The 17,005-nt window shown below is 32.8% G+C and carries 16 protein-coding genes; 14 read left to right on the top strand and 2 right to left on the bottom strand.

Annotation, left to right across the window (positions count from 1 at the left end):
• Positions 1-194: 194 nt before the first annotated feature.
• From HGPT_RS05850 to HGPT_RS05835, 4 genes are read left to right on the top strand one after another with little or no spacing between them, the layout of a single operon-like run.
• A complete protein-coding gene (locus HGPT_RS05850) occupies positions 195-1,649 on the top strand; it encodes a nicotinate phosphoribosyltransferase (RefSeq protein ID WP_019138903.1) in 1,455 nt (484 codons plus the stop codon).
• A gap of 27 nt (positions 1,650-1,676) precedes the next feature.
• A complete protein-coding gene (locus HGPT_RS05845; protein WP_019138902.1) occupies positions 1,677-2,543 on the top strand; it encodes a radical SAM protein in 867 nt (288 codons plus the stop codon).
• A gap of 2 nt (positions 2,544-2,545) precedes the next feature.
• Positions 2,546-3,004: a hypothetical protein gene (locus HGPT_RS05840; protein WP_019138901.1), complete on the top strand. Its 459-nt coding sequence runs from the start codon at positions 2,546-2,548 to the stop codon at positions 3,002-3,004.
• 19 nt (positions 3,005-3,023) lie between these two features.
• Entirely contained in the window at positions 3,024-4,235 is a 1,212-nt protein-coding gene (locus tag HGPT_RS05835) for an AI-2E family transporter (RefSeq protein ID WP_019138900.1), read from the top strand.
• A 57-nt stretch (positions 4,236-4,292) separates the two neighbouring features.
• Here the strand turns inward: HGPT_RS05835 and HGPT_RS05830 are convergent, their stop codons facing one another.
• Positions 4,293-4,655: an encapsulin-associated ferritin-like protein gene (locus HGPT_RS05830; RefSeq protein ID WP_019138899.1), complete on the bottom strand. Its 363-nt coding sequence runs from the start codon at positions 4,653-4,655 to the stop codon at positions 4,293-4,295.
• Between the two features lie 140 nt (positions 4,656-4,795).
• Between HGPT_RS05830 and HGPT_RS05825 the strand changes: the two genes are divergently transcribed.
• The 6 genes from HGPT_RS05825 to HGPT_RS05800 all read left to right on the top strand — a co-directional run bounded on the left by HGPT_RS05825 (position 4,796) and on the right by HGPT_RS05800 (position 9,889).
• Positions 4,796-6,016, top strand: a complete 1,221-nt coding sequence (locus tag HGPT_RS05825; protein ID WP_019138898.1) for an ABC transporter ATP-binding protein — start codon at positions 4,796-4,798, stop codon at positions 6,014-6,016.
• Positions 6,009-6,644: an ABC transporter permease gene (locus tag HGPT_RS05820; protein WP_019138897.1), complete on the top strand. Its 636-nt coding sequence runs from the start codon at positions 6,009-6,011 to the stop codon at positions 6,642-6,644. Before HGPT_RS05825 ends, HGPT_RS05820 begins: the two co-directional genes overlap by 8 nt.
• Complete coding sequence (locus HGPT_RS05815; protein ID WP_172633945.1) at positions 6,631-7,620, top strand: osmoprotectant ABC transporter substrate-binding protein; 990 nt, start codon at positions 6,631-6,633, stop codon at positions 7,618-7,620. Before HGPT_RS05820 ends, HGPT_RS05815 begins: the two co-directional genes overlap by 14 nt.
• Entirely contained in the window at positions 7,613-8,257 is a 645-nt protein-coding gene (locus tag HGPT_RS05810; RefSeq protein WP_019138895.1) for an ABC transporter permease, read from the top strand. Before HGPT_RS05815 ends, HGPT_RS05810 begins: the two co-directional genes overlap by 8 nt.
• Before the next feature lie 166 nt (positions 8,258-8,423).
• Positions 8,424-9,011 carry a type IV toxin-antitoxin system AbiEi family antitoxin domain-containing protein gene (locus HGPT_RS05805; RefSeq protein ID WP_019138894.1) on the top strand — a complete coding sequence of 196 codons (588 nt, stop codon included), beginning with the start codon at positions 8,424-8,426 and terminating at the stop codon, positions 9,009-9,011.
• Positions 9,008-9,889, top strand: a complete 882-nt coding sequence (locus HGPT_RS05800; protein ID WP_019138893.1) for a nucleotidyl transferase AbiEii/AbiGii toxin family protein — start codon at positions 9,008-9,010, stop codon at positions 9,887-9,889. Before HGPT_RS05805 ends, HGPT_RS05800 begins: the two co-directional genes overlap by 4 nt.
• A gap of 75 nt (positions 9,890-9,964) precedes the next feature.
• On the opposite strand, the gene HGPT_RS05795 is transcribed toward HGPT_RS05800, so the two are convergent.
• Positions 9,965-11,263 carry a Na+/H+ antiporter NhaC family protein gene (locus HGPT_RS05795; RefSeq protein ID WP_019138892.1) on the bottom strand — a complete coding sequence of 433 codons (1,299 nt, stop codon included), beginning with the start codon at positions 11,261-11,263 and terminating at the stop codon, positions 9,965-9,967.
• A gap of 180 nt (positions 11,264-11,443) precedes the next feature.
• Between HGPT_RS05795 and HGPT_RS05790 the strand changes: the two genes are divergently transcribed.
• The 4 genes from HGPT_RS05790 to HGPT_RS08705 all read left to right on the top strand — a co-directional run bounded on the left by HGPT_RS05790 (position 11,444) and on the right by HGPT_RS08705 (position 16,997).
• Positions 11,444-13,525 carry an efflux RND transporter periplasmic adaptor subunit gene (locus HGPT_RS05790; protein ID WP_019138891.1) on the top strand — a complete coding sequence of 694 codons (2,082 nt, stop codon included), beginning with the start codon at positions 11,444-11,446 and terminating at the stop codon, positions 13,523-13,525.
• Positions 13,515-14,198, top strand: a complete 684-nt coding sequence (locus HGPT_RS05785; protein ID WP_019138890.1) for an ABC transporter ATP-binding protein — start codon at positions 13,515-13,517, stop codon at positions 14,196-14,198. The genes HGPT_RS05790 and HGPT_RS05785 overlap by 11 nt, the downstream gene beginning before the upstream one ends.
• On the top strand, positions 14,198-15,451 hold the full coding sequence (locus tag HGPT_RS05780) for an ABC transporter permease (RefSeq protein ID WP_019138889.1): 1,254 nt from the start codon (positions 14,198-14,200) through the stop codon (positions 15,449-15,451). The genes HGPT_RS05785 and HGPT_RS05780 overlap by 1 nt, the downstream gene beginning before the upstream one ends.
• A gap of 709 nt (positions 15,452-16,160) precedes the next feature.
• Positions 16,161-16,997, top strand: a complete 837-nt coding sequence (locus HGPT_RS08705; RefSeq protein ID WP_019138888.1) for a hypothetical protein — start codon at positions 16,161-16,163, stop codon at positions 16,995-16,997.
• The last annotated feature ends 8 nt before the right edge of the window (positions 16,998-17,005 follow it).

The raw sequence follows: 17,005 nt of genomic DNA, 5'->3' as shown, positions 1-17,005 counted from the left end.
AAATCTTTTATTAAAATCAAGACTCCTATAAAGTTTTGCTTAAAGATTATAACACAAGTAGAATTTTATAAAAATAATTTTGGGAATATATAGGATAAGAAAGACTTAAATTATAAAAAATATCTCCTTTGTGATATAATTTATGTAATTTAACTATAAGAAGCGTGAGCTAAAAAAAGAAAAGGAAGTATAAAATGGTAAATTATAATGTAAAGAAAAACCTCACTTTGCTTGTTGACTTTTATGAACTTACAATGGCAAATGGATTTTTTAAAGAAGAAATGAGAGATAAAATTGTCATCTTCGACATGTTCTTCAGAGAAGTACCTGACAATGGAGAATACACAATAGTTGCAGGACTTGAACAATTAATCGAGTACATGGGAAATCTTCATTTTTCTGATGAAGACATAGAATTTTTAAGAAGTAAGAATATTTTTGACGAAGAATTTTTAGCTTACCTAAAAGATTTTAAATTTGTATGTGATGTTTGGGCAATGCCAGAAGGAACACTTGCTTTCCCAGGCGAACCACTTTTAACAGTGAGAGGTCCAGCTATCCAGGCTCAAATGCTTGAAACTATGGTTCTCTTAACTTTAAATCACCAATCTATGATTGCAACTAAGGCATCAAGGATTGTTAGACAAGCTAAGGGAAGACCAGTAGTAGAATTTGGATCAAGAAGAGCACAAGGTTACTCTGCTGCAAATCTTGGAGCAAGGGCAGCTTATATTGGAGGTTGTGCAGGTACAGCCAACACTTTATCAGATAAAATGTTTGGAGTACCGGCTCTTGGCACAATGGCACACTCTTGGGTTCAAATGTTTGACACAGAATTAGAAGCCTTTAGAGCCTTTGCCAGAGTTTATCCAGACAACTGCCTTCTTCTTGTGGACACTTATGACACTTTAAAAGAGGGGATCCCAAATGCAATAAAAGTCTTTGACGAAGAAGTTGTGCCACGTGGATTTAGACCTAAGGGAATAAGAATTGACTCTGGGGATATAACTTATATTTCCAACAAGGCTAGAAAAATGTTAGATGATGCAGGTTATCCTGATGCACAAATTATGGCATCAAATTCTCTTGACGAATACACAATAAGGACAATCCTTCACCAAGGAGCAAAACTTGATTCCTTTGGAGTTGGCGAAAGACTTATAACATCAAAGTCATCTCCAGTTTTTGGTGGAGTTTATAAACTTGTTGCCACAGTAAATGATGATGGAAAAATAATTCCAAAGATTAAAATTTCTGAAAATGTGGCAAAAATAACTACACCAGGTTTTAAAGAACTTTATAGATTTTATGAAAACAAAACTGGTAAAGCCATGGGCGATGTAATAGCTCTAAGAGATGAAGAAATTCCTGAAGACAATTATGAAGTCTTCCACCCAATTTACACTTGGAAGAGGAAAACTTTAAGCGACTACACAGTGAAAAAAGTTCTTGTACAAATTTATGACAAGGGAGAACTTGTCTACGAACTTCCAAGCCTTGATGAAATAAGAGAAAAGGCAGAAAGAGAACTTGACACTCTTTGGGATGAAACAAAAAGACTTGACAATCCAAATGAATACATCGTCGACTTGTCAGAAAAACTTTGGAAATTAAAGGATGAACTTTTAAAGAAGCACGGTAAAAACTAATAGGATGAAAAAAGAAAGGGAAGTTATATGCAGTATTACGGAAATGTTTTTAGACCGCCAAGTGAGGCAAGGTCACTAATAGTTCAGGCTACAGTGGGTTGTTCACACAACAACTGTACTTTTTGCTACATGTACAAGGAAGATGATTTTAGGATAAGACCCCTTGAAGATATAAAAAAAGATTTAATTGAAATGTCCTCCTATGGAGATTATTTTGAGAGAATCTTCTTGGCAGATGGAGATGCCCTTGTTTTAAAGACAGAGGATTTAGTCGAAATCCTAAGGACAATAAAAAAATATTATCCCAATGTAAAGAGGGTTTCTTCCTATGCAACAGCTCAAGATATAAATAGAAAGTCCCTAGAAGAATTAAAAACTTTAAGAGAAGAAGGACTTGAAATGTTATATATAGGCTTTGAAACAGGAGATGAAGATCTTTTAAAGGAAATTCAAAAGGGCATAACTTATGACGAATATGTCACTGCCATGAAAAAGGCAAAGGAAGTAGGATTTAAAACTTCTGTCACAATAATTGCAGGTCTCGGTGGAGTAGAGGGAATGGAAAAAAATGCAGTGGGAACTGCAAAATTAGTTTCCGAAACAAAACCTGACTTTTTGGGGTACCTCACAATGAGAATTTACAAAAACACTCCACTTTATGAAGATTACGTGACGGGTAAATTTAAGATGCCAGATGCAGGAGAGATCCTAGAAGAGATGAAAATATTTTTGGAAAATGTGGACTCAGAAGGAACTGTCTTTAGGTCAAATCACGCTTCCAATTATGTACTTCTCGCTGGCAATTTAAATGAAGATAGAGAGGATCTAATAAAGGCCATAGAAAAAACTTTAAAGAAAAAGTCTTTTAGACCTGACGTATTGAGAGGATTTTAAAATTGAAAAATAAAAATTTTGAAAACAAGGATGAAAAAAGGCAAAAAAATGATAATTTTTCTAGAGATATTAACTCTGGTGTCATTTCTTTTACAGAAGAAAATGAAGAAAAATCTCTTGCCCTAAATCCTGTTAGATATCTCATCCCCCTTGATAGTTTTTCTTCCAAGAAAAAAGAAAAACTTGACATAGACTATATTTTTAAGGACAAGGATGAAGCTAACAATAAGAATTTCGAAATTATTATTGAAGTAAATCCAAAAGATTTTGAAGAAAATAAAAATAAGAGGAGAAGGGGCGATAATCTCCCTCTTCCTCGCATAAATTATATAAATGCAGAAGACAAAAATAAATCTAATAAAATAGGATATGGATCCTTATTTTATGATTACTTAGAGATTTACTTAAATAGGACAAAAAATATAGAAAGGCAATTTTTTGAAGACTACTTTGACTTGTAGTTTCAAATTGAGGTGAAAGATGGAAGAAGAAAGAGAAATAAAAGAAAAAAATAAATTGACATCAAAATTATCTTTTAAAACTGATGTCTACAAGAAGATATTTTTGTTGGGACTTGCCCTTTTATTTGTAGCATACTTATTTAGAAATAGCGGAATTATATTTTCTGGCTTAGGAGTATTCATAGGAATTTGTGCTCCCTTTATTCTAGGTGGAGTAATTGCTTTTATAATGAAAATACCTCTAAACTTTTTAGAAAGAAAAGTTTTTGACAAAATTAAAAATGAAAAATTTCAAAAACACAAGAGGTCAATATCAATTGCCCTTTCCTTTATTGTATTAATACTTCTTATATTTTTAATTAGTGCAATAATAGTGCCCCAACTTATAAATTCCTTTAACGAACTTAGGAAGTCACTTCCAAGTTTCTTGCAAATGGCAATAGATAAGACAAGAGAAATTCCTTATTTAAATAATTATTCAGACAAGTTACAAGCTGAATACGACAACTTGTCTTGGAATGAAATTTTTAACAAGGCAAAGAGTTTTGTAAAATCAGACGAAAAGTCATCCTATATACTTAACTCTGCACTTTCAACTGCATCGAGTATTGTTGGTGGACTTGTTTCTTTCTTCCTTGCCCTTATAACATCTATCTATGTATTGGCAGAAAAAGAAAGACTTGGATATCAAGCCACAAGAATTTGTTATTCATGCTTTGACAACAAAGTTGCCAACAAAATAATTCATGTTTTCCACCTTCTTCACGAAAACTTTTTTGGTTTCATAAGGGGACAACTTACAGTAGCAACTTTTATTGGAATTGCAACTTTTATATGTAGTTTAATATTGAGGATGCCAAATGCGGCGACTCTTGGAGTAATAATTGGAGTTACAGATCTTGTGCCAATAATTGGTCCCTTCCTTGGAGGAGCCATGGCATTTGTCATGATTGTAATAGAAGATCCAACAAAGGGTCTTGCTTTTATAATTTTAATTGTAATCTTACAACAAATTGAATCAAATCTTGTTTATCCAAAACTTGTGGGAAAAGAAGTTGGACTTCCATCCCTTTGGACTCTTGTAGCTATAACTATTGGTGGATCTCTTTTTGGAGTAGTTGGCATGTGGGCATTTATTCCACTAGCATCAACTATTTATGCCTTGATAAAAGAATACACAGAGTACAAAATTGATGAAAAGAACTTAGATCTTAGGATGAAAAAAATTTAAAATAAAAATAAAACTGCTTGGAGAAATAAGTCCAAGCAGTTTTTTGATTTAAAAATCTTATTTACTTTTCTTTTTTGTTGTCTTTTTAGATTTTTTATCCTTTTTATCTTCGTCTTCTTCTTCTTTTTTATTTTCTTCTGCTTCCATAATGCTACCTTCGCAGAATAAGTAAGTTCTCATTTGTTCGTCCCAGCCTTCTTGGTTGCGACGTAACCATTCAAGTGTCATCATTGCGTGTTCAATTTCTTCTTCAGCATTGTGCCACATGATTTCCTTTAATTCCTTGTCGTCAGTAACAGCAACTCTTTGGTAATACCAGTCCACTGCTTCTATTTCTTCTTTTAGTGAGTTAATCGCCCTAATAATTTCTCTAGACTTTTTTGTCATTTCACTAGCCGGTTCATGATAATCGTTAGCCATAATAACCTCCTTAACAAATAATAACATCTTACAAATAAATTATAGCACTAACAAAATAAAGTATGAAGTCAAAAATTTTTGAAAGTATGACTTTTGGGGTATAATAGATTTAGTTAGTTGATGAAAAGGAGAGATTATTAATGATTGAATTTAAAAATGTCAGCAAAATCTACCCCGGTAATCAGGTTGCAGCGGAAAATATAAATTTAAAATTTAAAGACGGCGAATTTATATGCTTTATTGGAGCCAGTGGATCGGGAAAGACTACTTGCATGAGAATGATAAATAGGATGAACGATATAACTAGTGGAGAAATTCTCATAAACGGCGTCAGCATAAAGGACATGGATCCAGTTGATCTCAGAAGACAAATTGGCTATGTAATCCAACAAATTGGACTCCTTCCACATATGACAGTTTACGATAACATAGTTCTTGTCCCAAGACTTTTGAAGTGGGACGAAGAAAAATTAAGACCTATTGCAGAAAACCTAATCGAAAAGGTGGACTTGCCACTATCTTACTTAGATAAATACCCATCAGAATTATCTGGTGGACAACAACAGAGAATTGGAGTTATAAGAGCTCTTGCAGCAGACCAAGACATAATTTTAATGGACGAACCCTTTGGTGCCCTTGACCCAATAACAAGAGATGCCCTACAAAAACTTGTAAAAAGACTTCAAAAAGAAATGGGAAAGACTATTGTCTTTGTTTCCCACGATATGGACGAAGCCCTATCACTTGCAGATAGAATTGTAATTATGAAAAAGGGTCACGTTGAACAATTTGACACTCCAGAAAATATACTCAAAAATCCAAAATCAAAGTATGTAGAAGATATGCTTGGTCAAGAAAAATTAAACGAAGCAAAAACATCTTATAGGACTGTTGAAACAATAATGTTAAAAAATCCAGTTTCTCTTCCAAAGGAAAGGTCAACTTACGATGCCCTTGCCCTTATGAGAAAGAAAAGAGTAGATACAATTTTCGTTACAGACGATGAGGGACATCTACTTGGATCAGTTGGCATGTTTGACATAGGAAAGTTCGGTAAAAATATAAAATCTCTTGAAGAAGTAATGGATAAGGTCTATGCCATAGATAAAGACACAGTTATTATGAATGCCATTCGCGACATTTATAATCTCGACATAAAAAATCTTCCTGTTGTAGATGATGAAAATAAACTTGTTGGACTAGTGACAAGGGCATCAGTTGTAGATACAATTTATACAAATCTTTGGGAAAATGAAGAAGAGGAAGAAGAGGAAGAAATTTTTGAAGAGGACAACTTGTCTGAACTTATGAAGGATGCATCAGGTGAGTCACCTAAGAAAATAGGTGATGAAAATGATTGATTTTTTAATAAATAACAGCGGAGAAATCCTGACAAAATCTATGGAGCATCTTTTTATTGCAGCAATTTCCCTTGCTTTTGGGATCCTTGTGGCAGTTCCACTGGGAATACTTTTAAATAAATCAAAGCAAGCAGCAAAAATTGTCATGGCAATAGCTTCAGTGCTACAAACAGTTCCTTCCTTTGCCCTTTTGGCTCTTATGATTCCACTTTTTGGAGTTGGGAAAAGGCCAGCTATAGTTTCACTTTTTATCTACTCTCTTCTTCCAATTTTGAGAAACACTTATCTTGGAATAGATGGAGTAAATGAAAATCTAATTGACGCAGCAAAAGGAATGGGAATGACTCCTTCTCAAGTTTTATTTAAAGTTCAAATTCCTATGGCAATGCCAGTTATCATGGGTGGAATTAGACTTTCAGCAGTTTATGTCCTTGCTTGGACAACTCTTGCTGCCTATGTAGGAGCAGGTGGACTTGGAGATTTTATCTTTAATGGACTTACAAATGCAATTATGCCAATGGTAGTTTGGGGAACAATCCCAGTAACACTTATGGCAATAATTGTGGACCTATTATTTGGAATCCTAGAGGATAAACTATCTCCAGACAAAAAAAGTGAGGTGGCATGATGAAAAAATTAAAAAATATCTTTTGATTTTTATAATTTTGCCAATCTTTTTAACATCTTGTACCCTACCAGGAATTGGTGGCAACACAAAAACTTCTGTAGTTGTGGCAACTGGATCCAACACAGAAAGACAAATTTTAGGTGAAGTTGTAAAACAAATGATAGAACACGACACAGAGCTTGACGTTTCACTAATAACCAATCTATCATCATCTGTTTTAAATCACATAGCCATGTTAAAGGGCGATGTAAATGTTGTTGGTGCCATGTACACAGGAACAGCACTAAGTGGTGAACTTGGCATGGATCCAATAAAAGATCCAAAAGAAGCAGAAAAAGTTGTAATGGAAGAATATTACAAGAGATGGGAAAGATATTGGTACCCATCCTTTGGATTTGACAACACTTATGCTTTCATGGTTACTAAAAAGTTTGCAGAAGAAAATAATCTTAAAACAGTTTCTGACCTAGAAAAAATAAAAGACAAGACAAAAGTAGGAGTTGACACTGCTTGGATTAAAAGAGAAGGCGACGGATACAAGGCCTTTCAAGAAATTTATGGATTTTCCTTTGACACAGTCTATCCCATGGACATAGGACTTGTTTATACAGCCCTTGCCAGTGGAGAAATGGACGTAGTCCTTGGATATTCCACTGATGGGAAAATTTCATCTTATGACTTAGTTGTCTTAGAAGATGACAAAAGACTTTTCCCACCTTATGATTGTTCGCCAGTAGCATCAAAGGCAATAGTCGAAAAATATCCAGAAGTTGAAGAATCAATTATGAAACTTGTGGGACAAATCTCATCAGAAACTATGCAAGAATTAAATAGACAAGCAGATGAAGATTTGATTATGCCTTCAGTAGTGGCAGAAAACTTCTTAAAAGAAAATAATTATTTTGAAGATGTAAAAGTCGATAAAAATAAAATTAAAGAATACAAAGAATTAGCGGAAGGAGGAAAAAATGTCTGATGTAATATTATATTATATGGAGAATGCATCCTATGTCTTTGAACAATTTATTAGGCATTTTCTCATATCCATTTACGGAGTTTTGTTCGCATCATTAGTGGCAATTCCCCTTGGTTTTTTCGTAGCAAGAAGAAGAAAACTATCAAGACTTACAATTAGTATTGCCAATGTAATGCAGACAATCCCTTCCCTTGCCATGCTTGCCATACTTATGTTTTTAATTGGAACTGGACCAAACACAGTGGTCTTTGCAGTATTTTTGTACGCAATTCTTCCAATTTTGAAAAACACAGTTGGTGGAATAAATTCAGTTACACCAGAATTAGTTGACGCAGCAACTGGCATGGGTATGACAAAAATTCAGCTAATGACAAAAGTAGAATTTCCCCTTGCCATTTCCATAATCATGGGTGGAATAAGAAATGCCCTAGTCCTTGCCATAGGTGTCACAGCAGTGGGAACCTTTATAGGAGCTGGAGGACTTGGAGATATAATCACAAGAGGAATCACAGTGGCAAATGGATCTCCAATAATAATTGCAGGAGCAATCCCAACAGCCTTGATGGCAGTTTTAGCAGACTTTATCTTGGGAGCAATAGAAAATAAACTTAAACCAAGAAGCTTTACAAAAGTATAAGAGCCTATAAATTTTTTGAGAAATAAAAAATTTGGCTAATAAAAAAGATAACTCAGGAGAATTCTTCTGAGTTATCTTTATGTCCTCACATAAAATTTTATAGACAAACTTTACAACTTCGCTTTAATATTTTATAATTAAAGCGAAAGTGTAAGGAGGTGAAGATATGAATGCCTTAAATAAATTTTTAGAAGATAATTCAATAATTACCAATAAAGAAGCAGAAAGACTTGGATATAGTAGACACGTTTTATCAGATCTAAATAATAAAAAAGTTTTAGAGAGATTAAGACCTGGAGTATATCAAGTGAGAGGAGAAATAGTTGACGATTTTCTCTTAATTTCTTCAAATAGCATGAGGATAGCATTTTCATATCAGACGGCACTTTATCTTCACGATTTATCAGATAGGACACCGAATATATTTCATATTTCTGTGCCGCAGGGTTATAATGCAAGTCACATAAAAAAAAGATATGAAAACTTACAACTACACTACGTAAAAAAAGATTTATTTGAAATAGGTCTTACTAAAGTAGAAACACCTATGGGAAGTTTAGTCCCAGCTTATGATAGAGAGAGGACAATTTGCGACATAATAATAGATAGAGAAAAAATAGATAGACAAATTTTTACAGATGGCATAAGGAAATATTTTAATTCTTCAAATAAAGATCTAAGGAAGCTAATAAAGTACAGCAGACTTTTTAAAATAGAAGAAGATGTAAAAAAGTATATTGAGGTATTGTCGTGATTAATATAGAAAGTATAAAGGGTAAAATAAGAAATTTTTCAGAAAACAATAATTTAAGTTCTCAAGAAATTCTTCAAATGTATTTTTTTGAAAGATTTTTAGAAAGACTTTCCAAATCCAAATACAAACAAAACTTTGTAATTAAAGGTGGATTTCTAATTTCTTCCATAATTGGAATAGAAAATAGGACTACCATGGATATGGACACAACACTAAAGGGTCTGCCTTTAAGAAAAGAAATAATCAAAGATATTGTAGAAGAAATTTTAGACATTTCTGTCGATGATGGCATAGAATTTGAAATGACATCAATAGAATATATTAGAGAAGATGACGATTATGAAGATTTTAGAATTTCATTAATCGCAAAAATTGGCAAAACTAAAAACCCAATGAAATTAGATATAACTACTGGAGATGTTATAACTCCAAGGGAAATGGAATATTCTTATTCATGTATTTTTAGTGATGAAAATATAAAAGTGCTTGCGTACCCAATAGAAACAATACTTGCAGAAAAATATGAAAGCATAATAAAGAGAAATATTGCGACTACGAGAATGAGAGATTTTTATGATATTTACTCACTTTACAATTTAAAAAGTGAAGAAATAGATTACAAAATCTTAAATGAAGCCATAGCTAAAACTGCTGAAAAAAGAAATAGCATAGAAATTCTTAGAGATTATGAAGAAATAATTGAAGATATTAGAAATGATAGTTATCTAACTAACTTGTGGGAAATCTATGTAAATGAAAATAAGTATATTGGAAATTTAGCTTTTGAAGATGTAGTTGAAGTAATAAATGAAATATCAAAGAAGATAACAATGGAAAAAAGCATAAAAAAAACTCAGGTTTTGCCTGAGTTTTTTTAATGTAAAAGTTTAAAATAATGACAAACTTTACAAGTTCGCTTTAAAAATTAAAGCGAAAGTGTAAGGTAAAAAAATTTATTTGTTTTTCTTAAAATCTATTATAGAAATTATTGTGTTTACCAAGACTATATAGTGGTGGTAAAAGGAAAATAGGATTGCAGAAATTGGACCTCCAACCAACTCCATGGGACTTCTTCCTGTTATATTCCAAGGTATGTAGAGAGGAGTCATTATTGCAGAATTTTCCAAATCCAAGGCAAGTTTATAGGGATCCTCATAATTTTCCCTTGCCATTTCATAAGTTATCATAGAAGTTAGAGTTTGGTTGGCAGAAAAAGCTGCAATTATAAGAGAAATTATGGACATGACCACCATGTCTGGCAAAATTTCAAACATTTTATTTACATATTTTTTTATAGACATCAAAAGATCTGTGTTCTTGAAAAAACCAAAGTAGCCAGAAGAAATTCCAACTATCAAAAGCATTTTTTTCATGGATAGAAGTCCTCCACCGTTTATGAGCCTTCCACTTTCAGAATCTATGTGAAAACCAAAAATTAAAGCTCTAAAAATTTCTATAAGTCCCTTATCTTGAAAGATTACTGCAAAAATTACAGATAAGACAATAGAAATTATTAAGTTTAACCTTATATCAACTTTTAAAATTGCAAGAACAATAATAGAAAGAGTTGGAATAATTAATAAAAAATTAAAATTAAACATATCTGCAATTGATTTTAAACTGTCATAATTAAGCTCTGCCTCACTTCCAAAGTTAAAAATCTGAAAACTAATTAAAGTTAAAATAAGTGGAATCACACAAGTCCTAAACATATTTTTTAAATTTTCATAGAGGTCTGTCTTTGTCAGTGTCGCAACTAAAAGGGCAGAAGTGGACATTGGAGATGACCTATCTCCAAAATAGCAACCGGATAAAATTGCACCGCCACTTATCAGTGGATTAAAATTCATTGCTGTTGAAATTGACATAGAAATTATTCCAGAAGTGGATGCTGTTCCAAGGCTTGTCCCTGTCAAAAGTGAAATTAGGGAGTTAAATAGGAAAACTCCAATATAAAAAAACTTGGGAGAAATTAAACCTGTCCCATAATAGATTATGTAGGCAATAGTGCCAGATAGTCGCCAAATTCCAGTTATCATTCCTATTAAAATAAATACAAAGAGAATTGTCTTGGTCTCCAAAAGACCTTGATAGACCATTTCAAATATTTCTTTTAATTTGTAGTCTTTGATAAAAGCATAAAATATTAAGAGTATTAAATTTGCAAAGAGGGCAAGTACAATTGATATATCAAAAATAATTGCAAGAAATAAATTTACCATGAATAATAGTAAGATAAAATATTCTAACACTCTAGCACCCCCAAAATTATTATAGCTTAATTTTATCTTTATAACTTATATTGTATAATTAATGAGCTAAAGCTTACAAGAGAATTTAAGGATTTTTTAATATATTTTTAAGGATTTATACAAGTCTTTTCTATTGTAATTTGTGAGAAATTTACTATATAATGATGCTTGGAGGTAGATATGAAAAATTTTTACATAAGTACGAAAAACTTAATTTTAAAAAATAAAAGAAATAAAATAATTGCAGGACTTATCTTAGCACTTATTCTTTTCTTGATATTAAAGCCAATTTTTGCGAAAATATCTGGAAAAGATGCTGAGGGGATTTCCAAAAATCAAGTTGTAAGCCTAACTAAGGGCGATTTGACAAACTCAGTGAGTGAAAAGGGAAAAGTCGTGCCATCAAATTCTGTGGAAGTTTTTTCTGAAAAGACTTTGCCAGTTACAGAAGTAAATGTAAAAGTGGGCGACAAAGTTAAAAAAGGCGATGTCATAGCAAAACTTGATTCCTCAAGTCTTGAGCAACAGCTAAAGGCTAGAAAGGCACAAAAGGAAGCCACAGATAAAAATGTCTCTGCACAAATATCTGCTGCTAAAAAGAGATTATCTGAAGCAGTAAGTGGAAAAAACTCTGGCAAAAATCCCGCAATAGTTGCTGCTGAAACAAGTCTAACTCAAGCAATGGACCAATATCTTGCAGCACAAAAATCCTACGATGATTTTAAAAGAAGTATTGACGAAAGATACAATCAAGGCATTGTTGCAGAGAGAAACACAAGGGAAAACCTAGCTTATCAAGAAGAAGCGACTGACTTAAAATACAAGCAGTTACAAGAAGATATGGATTCTAATAGAAATAAAATTGCTGAAAATAGAGCTCTTGCTATAAATTCTTCAAGGCAAAAAAATTATCTTCAAAATCAACTAGATAATGCCAAGAGAGATTTGACTGAAATAGGAATTGAAATTAGTGAAAAACAGTCCCAAATAGCAGAAAAAGAAGGACAAATTGCAAAACCTCTTGGAGGAAGAGGAGAAACTGAAAATAAGAGAAATAATATAAATAATCTTGAAGCAGGAAATCAAAACAATACTGATACTTTGAACAAAAAAATTATTTCTATTAATGAAGCTGGAAATAAGTCTGATCCAGAAAAAGTAAAAAGAGAAATAAAGAATCTAAAGGAAGACATAAAAAATCTTACAAGAGAACAAACAGAAATAGAACTTGAAGTAAATAGAATATCTGAAGAACTTGCAAATGCCAAGGCAGATGAACAAAAATACGAATCTGAAGCTGATGCCATAGAAAAAGAATTGGAAGCTCAAACAAAACAAGTTGACTCCACAAAACTTGAAGTGGATAAGGCAAAAGAAGATATTTACGCAGATGCAGATAAGGTTCTAAAGGCACAAAAATCTCGTGATGATGAATTAAAAACACTTGCACAAAACCTTGACACTGCGAAAAACAATTACGAAAATGCCAAGAAAAATCTTGAGTCCACAAAAAATCAAGTTGAAAATGAAATATCTGGACTTTCAGACAACTTAAAAACAGCCAAGGCAAATGCAAATAACTTAGACAGCGTGGAAATCGAAAACCTAACAGAAGAATTAGAAAAAGTTATGATAAAAGCACCAGCAGATGGCACAATAACAGAAGTAAACGCAAAAGAAGGACAAGTTCCAACAGCTTCTCTTGCCAAAATCGAAACAGTAGAAAGCCTAAGAATAGAATCTCAAATAAAAGAATACGACAAAAATTCTATAAGCGTGGGAACACAAGTTGAAATTACATCAGATTCCATTGTGGGAGAAGTTTACAAGGGGAAAGTAATTTCCATAGACCCAGTGCCAATGGAAGCTTCTCAAGAAAATAAAACTGGCGAAGTCCTTTACAAAACTGTCATAGAAATAGAAGAAGGTCAAGAAGAAAAATTCTCTGCTGGCATGAGCCTAAGAGTAAAATATATCATTAGCGAAGAAAAAGATACCTTCAAAGTCCCAAGCGAAGCCATCTTTGATAGAGATGGAAAATCCTATGTCCTAGCCCTAAAGGAAGCAGGCAAAGACAACTATCAAATCGAAAAAGTTGAAGTCATAAAAGGACTAGAAAATGATGCCGAAACTGCCATAAAATCAAAGGACCTAAAAGATGGATCAAAAGTATTGACGACATCAGCTGGTTATGGAGAAGGCAGTCAGGTAAAAATTCTTGAAAACACAGAGAATAAAGAGAAGGATAAAAATGACCAATAATCTAATAAAAATGGAGGGCATAAAAAAGTCCTTTAATATAGGAAAAGAAAATGAACTTGAAATCCTTCATGGCATAAACTTTGATGTAAATGACGGCGATTTTGTATCAGTTGTAGGTCAGTCAGGTTCTGGAAAATCAACACTTATGAACATCATTGGGCTTTTGGACAGACAAACTTCTGGCTATTATGAATTAAATGGAGTGGACATATCAAAATTAAAGGACAGCGAACTTTCTGCCTATAGATCCAAAAAAATTGGCTTTGTCTTTCAAAACTTTAACCTAATCCCAAGATCCAATGCCCTAAAAAACGTGGAACTTCCCATGACTTATGCAGGAGTTTCAAAAAAAGAAAGAACAGAAAGAGCAGAAAAACTTCTTGAAATAGTTGAGATGAAAGACAGAATGGACCACTTGCCCAACGAACTATCTGGTGGACAAAAACAAAGAGTTGCCATAGCAAGATCCATGGCAAATAATCCCGATATAATCTTGGCAGACGAACCAACTGGAGCTCTTGATTCCAAAACTGGAAGAAATGTCATGGATTTATTTCACAAGCTAAACAAAGAAGAAAAGAGAACAATAATAATCATCACTCACAACATGGAATTGGCAGAAGAAGCTGGCAGGATTTATAAGATGACTGATGGACTTTTGGAGGAGATTTAATGGATTTATTAGAAACAATAAAACTCTCTCTAGAGGGACTTAGGTCAAATAAACTGAGATCCTTTTTGACTATGTTAGGCATAATAATCGGCATAGGATCAGTTATTGGGATCACGACAATAGGAGATTCACTTACAAAATCTGTCAACAAGGCCTTTGACTCCATTGCCAACACAGCAGTTCAGATGTATGTCAAACCCAAAAATGCAGATTACGATGGCGGCGAGCTAAGTGAGAATGATTACTTTACAGAAAACATAATAAATTATCTGGAGTCACAAAAGGGCAAGAGAATAGATGAGCTTATCTATCACGGAGCAAGTGCCCAAGGCTATGTAAAAGAAGGAAGAAACAAAGAAGCAGTAAATATAACTTCAACGTCTCCTGGAGAAAAAAATATATTTAAATTAAAAATGATTTCTGGAAGATTTTTAAAAGACGAAGATATAGCTCGTGGCAAATTAGTTGCAGTAATATCTGACAAAGTTTTAGATGAAATTTACAAAACATCTGCACCAGAAGTTTTAGGTAAAGAAGTAAAGATCGAAACAAATGGTAAACTTATTGTTGCCACAATAATTGGTGTCTATGAATACGAAGAGATGCAGGTCATGGGTCAGTCCCTAAATGGATCTAGCTCTGCAATATACATTCCAAGGACTACTGGCGATAGAGAACTTTTGACTGAACCGAGAACTGTCTACTACGATTTGGCAATGACACTGACAAATCCAGATAGCATAGAAGAAGATGCAGAGGCAATTTGCAATGAAATAAATGAAAAATTTTATGCTAACAATCCTCGTGCAGAAGCAGCCTATTATTCAGCCAAAAGCGAAATATCACAGATGAATAATGCTATGGGCTCAATCCAAATAGCCATAGGAGCAATTGCTGCCATATCCCTTTTAGTTGGAGGAATTGGAGTAATGAATATACTTCTAGTTTCCGTCACAGAAAGAACTAAAGAAATTGGAATAAGAAAGGCACTGGGAGCGACGAGAGGAGATATCCGAAAGCAATTTATAATCGAATCAGTTATAATTTGCATAATTGGGGGAATCTTTGGCATTATCCTTGGTACAATAATAGGACTTGTGGGCTCAAATCTCTTAAAGGCACAGACCTTCCCGTCAATAGGATCAATTGTAGTTGCCGTAGGTTTCTCAATGCTAATAGGAATTTTCTTCGGCTATTACCCAGCCAATAAGGCGGCAAAACTAGATCCAATAGAAGCTTTGAGATACGAATAAAATTTGAATTTTAAAATATGGAGAAATATAAAAAGGGACATAAAATAAATATAATTAAAATGATCCAAAAAATCTTATAAAAAACCTTATATAAAATCTTATAAAAAACCTTATATAATAGAAGAAAAATGCATTGTTATCAAAACAGTGCATTTTTTATTGCTCTATTAAGTAAAAATAAAATCAAAAATTGGTAAAGGCTTGCAAAGTAAAAATTAAATTTATTTTAAAAATTCGATTTAAAAAACTATTGTATTTTTTTAGGATTATAATAGAAGGAATTAAAAAATTACAAAGACAAAAAACCAGCTAGACCCTACTAATTTGAATAAGAACATGAAAAATTCACAATAAAAATTAAAAATTTTCTTCAAATGAAAGATTGTATAAAATAAATACAATAAATTCACACTTGCCCATGCTAATATATATATTAATAAATCTTCCAATAAAGCGAATGGCAGAAAACAGCCAAAAATAGCAAAATTACATTTATATGACAAAGATTTCATAAATTATATTCAATATTGATCAAAATAAAGATTTGTCAAAAATCCAAAAAATGACAGCAAATAGCCAAATAAAAACTATATTTTATAAATTTAGTATTGATATTTGACGATTGTTGTATTATTATATACATAATATTACTAGAGAAATACACGACTTCCTAGTATAGGCTAAGACTGATTAATAAAGGAGCGGAAAAATGGACAAGATTTTTAAAAGATTTACTTGCCTAATATTGGCATTATTAATGGTATTGGAGGTGTTCAGCCCAGTAGCTGTCGCAGCAGCAGGCTTATTTGAAGAGGCTGAAATGAAAAATTCCACTACAACAAATCAAGAGAAATTAACTGATGAGTTGTTTGAAACAAAATCGTCTAAGACCGAGGAGAAAAAACAAAAAGATACTAGGACAGAATATGAAAAGTCCGAAGACTTTTTAAAGCCGGCAAAAAAACCTGCAAAGAAAGCAGTGGAAAAAGAAGGGGATTATGAAATCCTAGTGCCAGCTAAGAAACAAGTTAATAAAGAAAATAACGTACTTACAGCTCCTGAAAAAGAAGACATAGAAAAAGACGAAAAGAAACTTCAAGAAGAAAAGGCTCAAGAGGAAAAGAAGAAAGAAGAACAAGCTAAGCTAGAACAAGAAAAACTTGAAGCCTTGAAGATTGAAGCAGCAAAACAAGAAGCAGCAGCAAGAGCAAACGAAAGAGAGTCTTTAGAAGCAGAGGCTGAATACAGAGAAGCTCGTGACAAGAGAATTGAGCTTGAAAAGAAATTAGAAGAATTAAAAAAACAAAAAGGTCTAAGAGACCAAGAGAAAAAATCAGAAAATAGCCTAAACTCTGAAGAATCAAATAAATTAAATAAAAAAGAAGACATAGAAGAAAAGCAAGTTGAAGAGGAAGAAGAAAAAGGTCTACTAGAAAAAAATCAAAGAAGGCCTTGGACTTACAGACTTACAAAGAGCAGACAAAGAACTAAAAAAAGCTCTTGCAAACAAGGAAAATGGATTAGAAGAAATCCAAGCATTACTTAACACTTTCG

This window comes from Peptoniphilus timonensis JC401 (assembly GCF_000312025.1).
GTDB lineage: Bacteria > Bacillota > Clostridia > Tissierellales > Peptoniphilaceae > Peptoniphilus_A > Peptoniphilus_A timonensis.
Note: the sequence above shows the minus strand (reverse complement) of the source record. Positions and strands in the feature narration are given on the sequence as shown.

Bases quoted from the DNA above. Each gene is read 5' to 3' on its own strand.
- HGPT_RS05820 (WP_019138897.1), top strand. From the start codon at position 6,009: ATGATTGATTTTTTAATAAATAACAGCGGAGAAATCCTGACAAAATCT.
- HGPT_RS05830 (WP_019138899.1), bottom strand. From the start codon at position 4,655: ATGGCTAACGATTATCATGAACCGGCTAGTGAAATGACAAAAAAGTCT.
- HGPT_RS05790 (WP_019138891.1), top strand. From the start codon at position 11,444: ATGAAAAATTTTTACATAAGTACGAAAAACTTAATTTTAAAAAATAAA.
- HGPT_RS05825 (WP_019138898.1), top strand. From the start codon at position 4,796: ATGATTGAATTTAAAAATGTCAGCAAAATCTACCCCGGTAATCAGGTT.
- HGPT_RS05850 (WP_019138903.1), top strand. From the start codon at position 195: ATGGTAAATTATAATGTAAAGAAAAACCTCACTTTGCTTGTTGACTTT.
- HGPT_RS05780 (WP_019138889.1), top strand. From the start codon at position 14,198: ATGGATTTATTAGAAACAATAAAACTCTCTCTAGAGGGACTTAGGTCA.
- HGPT_RS05810 (WP_019138895.1), top strand. From the start codon at position 7,613: ATGTCTGATGTAATATTATATTATATGGAGAATGCATCCTATGTCTTT.
- HGPT_RS05805 (WP_019138894.1), top strand. From the start codon at position 8,424: ATGAATGCCTTAAATAAATTTTTAGAAGATAATTCAATAATTACCAAT.
- HGPT_RS05785 (WP_019138890.1), top strand. From the start codon at position 13,515: ATGACCAATAATCTAATAAAAATGGAGGGCATAAAAAAGTCCTTTAAT.
- HGPT_RS05835 (WP_019138900.1), top strand. From the start codon at position 3,024: ATGGAAGAAGAAAGAGAAATAAAAGAAAAAAATAAATTGACATCAAAA.
- HGPT_RS08705 (WP_019138888.1), top strand. From the start codon at position 16,161: ATGGACAAGATTTTTAAAAGATTTACTTGCCTAATATTGGCATTATTA.
- HGPT_RS05845 (WP_019138902.1), top strand. From the start codon at position 1,677: ATGCAGTATTACGGAAATGTTTTTAGACCGCCAAGTGAGGCAAGGTCA.